Source organism: Paraburkholderia bengalensis (assembly GCF_037126505.1).
In the GTDB taxonomy this organism is placed as follows: Bacteria; Pseudomonadota; Gammaproteobacteria; order Burkholderiales; family Burkholderiaceae; genus Paraburkholderia; species Paraburkholderia bengalensis.
Genome location: NZ_JACFYJ010000255.1, coordinates 1 through 1,215 on the forward strand (window position 1 = coordinate 1; position 1,215 = coordinate 1,215).

The window sequence follows — 1,215 nt, forward strand, 5'->3', positions numbered from 1 at the left end:
AAATCGCCGCGGTGTAGCGTTCACCCTTGTGCACCAGGGACGTCCTGTCGAATGCGTCGTCACGACCGCTGCGCTCGAGGCCTGGTTCTGGCTCGAGCCACGGGCCACCGAGGCGCGGATGCTGAAAACATTCGGCGACGGCTACCGGCGCATCCGCGCCATCGCCGAACGCAGGCTGCTGGCCCATCCAGCCGCGACGCTCGAACTGACGCCGGAGGACTTCGCACGGCCCTGAAGCCGGCAGGTGCAATCCGCTACCCCGTCGACACTCACAGCCACAGAATCGTCAGTACCCCGCGCATCGCGTCGCGCAGGAGGCCGCGCCCTTCGTGCTTTCCTCCGCTGCCGCGCGCGGCGTCACACTACGCGGCGTTGACGGCGTCCTTGAACGATTTGCCGGCCGTAAACTTGACGGTCTTGGCCGCCGGGATGGTGATCGTCTCACCCGTCGAGGGATTGCGTCCGGCTCGTTCTGAACGGGCACCCGTTGCGAACGATCCGAAGCCGATCAGTTGTACCGTCTCGCCACGCGTGAGGGCGGATGTGACCGCCTCGAGAATGGCGTCAATCGCCACGCCTGTGCGGGCTTTGCTTTCGCCCGTGCTGGCAGCGACTGCGTCGATGAGCTCCTGCCTGTTCATTCAATTTCCTTTCAGAGACGCCCGAGGGACGGGACGGAGCACACACCTTAGCGCAGATGGAGCGACTTCGGCGACGCGCGGGAGCGAATCGCCGGTCCGAGTGACGCCCCCTTCTCTGCTCGCCGGGGTTCTGGCGGAGCCGGTTCGGGATTGATATGCACCCGACAGTTAGTTGCACGTTACCTTGACGTGCATCGCCGGTGTCACTGTATGATCCCGCTGCACCGGTGCCCTTCTGGCCCGGGCGCCTACCAGAGGAAACGACACCATGCGCCGAGCACGACGCATTTCGGCGCGACAGTCGCCCGTGCACGGCAGAGGGCTGTTTGCCCTCCAGCCTCTCAAGTCGGGCGAGCGCCTCATTGAATACAAGGGAGAAGTGACCAGTTGGCGACGTGCGGCCGCGCGTCAGCGATCGGATGCCGGGCACACGTTTGTTTTTGGCCTCTCGGACGGTCGGGTCATTGACGGCAGCCGGGGTGGCAACAGCGCGCGGTTCCTCAATCACGCTTGCGAACCCAACTGCGAGGCCATCGAGGTGGGCGATCGTGTGTTCATTCACGCGCTCTTCGCA

The 1,215-nt window shown here is 64.9% G+C and carries 3 protein-coding genes; 2 read left to right on the top strand and 1 reads right to left on the bottom strand.

What is annotated here, in order from left to right:
- Positions 1 to 235 (top strand): DUF1488 family protein (locus H3V53_RS43070; protein ID WP_336603022.1); only part of this gene is annotated, 235 nt, incomplete at its 5' end.
- Positions 236 to 362: 127 nt separating this feature from the next.
- On the opposite strand, the gene H3V53_RS43075 is transcribed toward H3V53_RS43070, so the two are convergent.
- Positions 363 to 641: an HU family DNA-binding protein gene (locus H3V53_RS43075; protein WP_336603023.1), complete on the bottom strand. Its 279-nt coding sequence runs from the start codon at positions 639 to 641 to the stop codon at positions 363 to 365.
- Positions 642 to 909: 268 nt separating this feature from the next.
- Between H3V53_RS43075 and H3V53_RS43080 the strand changes: the two genes are divergently transcribed.
- On the top strand, positions 910 to 1,215 hold a 306-nt coding region (locus H3V53_RS43080), incomplete at its 3' end, for an SET domain-containing protein (RefSeq protein WP_336603024.1).